Origin of the sequence: Pseudonocardia pini (genome assembly GCF_013870575.1) — a bacterium.
GTDB lineage: Bacteria > Actinomycetota > Actinomycetes > Mycobacteriales > Pseudonocardiaceae > Pseudonocardia > Pseudonocardia pini.
The window spans coordinates 1-2109 of record NZ_JACBXB010000877.1 but is presented as its reverse complement, the minus strand read 5'-3'; the positions used below and the strand labels follow the sequence as shown (position 1 = coordinate 2109).

The 2109-nt window shown below is 72.9% G+C and carries 2 protein-coding genes; one reads left to right on the top strand and one right to left on the bottom strand.

Annotated elements, in window-relative coordinates; translation table 11 throughout:
• Positions 1–34: 34 nt before the first annotated feature.
• Positions 35–868, bottom strand: a complete 834-nt coding sequence (locus H5J29_RS30255) for an acyl-CoA thioesterase (RefSeq protein WP_181784365.1) — start codon at positions 866–868, stop codon at positions 35–37.
• A 126-nt stretch (positions 869–994) separates the two neighbouring features.
• Here H5J29_RS30255 and H5J29_RS30250 point away from each other — a divergent pair.
• The coding region (locus tag H5J29_RS30250; RefSeq protein WP_181784364.1) for an MFS transporter at positions 995–2109 on the top strand (1115 nt) is incomplete at its 3' end.

The following is a 2109-nucleotide window of genomic DNA, read 5'->3' as shown; positions in this document are numbered from 1 at the left end:
GCTCGAGGACGTCCCCGCCCTGGTGGCGCTCGTCTCAGCCTGATCCGGCCACCTCCGGGAACCAGCCCTCGGGGACGGCTCCGGGCCGAAACAGCGCCTCCTGGGTCAGGCTCGCGACGAGGGCGCCGTCGGCGGTCCGCACGGTCCCGTCGTACCAGCCGCGACCACCGGCGACGACGCGCGGGACGAGGTCGAGGAGGACCCACTCGTCCGCCCGGACCGGCCGATGGAACCAGAGGGCGTGGTCCAGGCTGGGTCCGGTCACCGACCCGGTGCGGTCGTGCAGGCCGAGCAGGCCGCTGGAGAAGTCCGAGAGGTAGGTCAGCGCGCACGCGTGCCGCACGGGCGAGTCGCCGAGCGGATCGGTGCACCGGGCCCAGAACCTGGGCGGGAAGCCGGGTGGTCCGTCCGCGTCCGGGAACCGCGCCTCGGCCGACAGCATCCGGTGGAGCCCGCGGACGGGGAGCCCGGCCGGGTCGGGGACCGGCGACGCCGGCGCGAGGTCCAGGTCGCACCCGGCCCCCGCCGGCACCTGGAAGGACGCCGACAGGGTGAACACGACGCGGCCGTGTTGGCGCACCACCACCCTGCGGGCGGAGAAGGAGCGCCCGTCCCGGTCCCGCTCGACCTGGAGGTCGAGCGGCTCCGCGGCGGTGGCGCCTGCGACGAAGTAGCCGTGCAGCGAATGCGGGTGCCGACCCTCGGCGACGGTGTCCGCGGCCGCCCACAGCGCCTGCGCCGCCACCTGCCCACCGAAGAGCGTGTAGGGCGACTCGTCGAAGACGCACGTGGTGCGGTAACGGTCCGGTCCGACCGCCTCGAGGTCCAGCAGTTCGGCGAAGGACGGCAGGGTGCCGCGCAGAGTCACCCGCTGACCATACCCATCGTCAGAAGTCCGGCACCAGACCCACGAATCTCCTGCAAGATATGGTGCACGGACCGTCAGAGAATTACTCTCCGGTCGAATCCCTCCGTCACGACGAAGTGAGGAACCATGAGTCGGCCGAGTCCGGTGCCGTCCCCCTCCCTCGCCCGCCGCGCGGCCGTCGCAGGCCTGCTGGGCACGATGATCGAGTCCTACGACTTCGCCGTCTACGCCTATCTCGTGGTCTACACGGCGCCGTTGTTCTTCCCGTCCGGCGACCCGGTCACCGCCGTGCTGGCCTCGCTGCTGGTGTTCGCGGCCGGGTTCGTGGCCCGCCCGCTCGGCGGCCTGTTCTTCGGCCGCATGGGCGACCGGCTGGGGCGCAGGCACACCCTCGTCGTCACCGTGACGCTGATGGGCGTCGCCACGTTCGCGATGGGCGTCCTGCCCACCCACGCCGCCATCGGCGTCGCGGCACCGGTCCTGCTCGTCGTCCTCCGGTTGCTCCAGGGCTTCTCCGCGGGCGGTGAGCTGATGGGCTCGGCGACGTTCGTCGCCGAGTACAGCACGAAGGGTCGGCGCGGCCTGTTCAACGCGATGACCCCGCTCGGCTTCTCGATCGGCGTGGCCGTGGCGCCCGCGGTCGTGGCCCTCGCGACCGTCGTGTCCGCGGACGGCATGGCGACCTGGGGCTGGCGCCTGCCGTTCCTGGTCTCCCTGCCGCTGACGGTCCTGTGCCTGGTCTACCGCCTCCGGCTCGAGGACTCCCCCGAGTTCCGGGCCCTCGCCGCCCGCGCGGAGATCCCGAACGCGCCGGTCCGCGAGGTGCTGCGTGACCACCGGCCCGCGCTGCTCCGGGTCATCGCCCTGTCGTTCACCGTGGGGCTGGTGGGGTACACGACGTCGGCCTACCTCCCCATCTACCTGCAGACGACGGCGGGGCTACCCCCGGGCACCGTGTCCCTCGTCGCCGCGATCGCCCTGTTCCTCGCCCTGCCGTTCGCGGTGGTCAGCGGGTTGGCCGTGGACCGGTTCGGGAAGCGGGCGGTGCTGGTCACCGTGCTGCTGGTCAGTGCGGTGACGATCTTCCCGATCATGTTCGTGATGGGTCGCGCGGGGGCGCCGATCGTGGCGGTCGGCGCGGCGTTCTGGTTCGTGGTCGGGCTGGCGGGCGCGGCACCTCCCCCGGCCTACGCCGCCTTCACCGGGCTGTTCCCGGCGCGCGTCCGCTACACCGGTGCCGC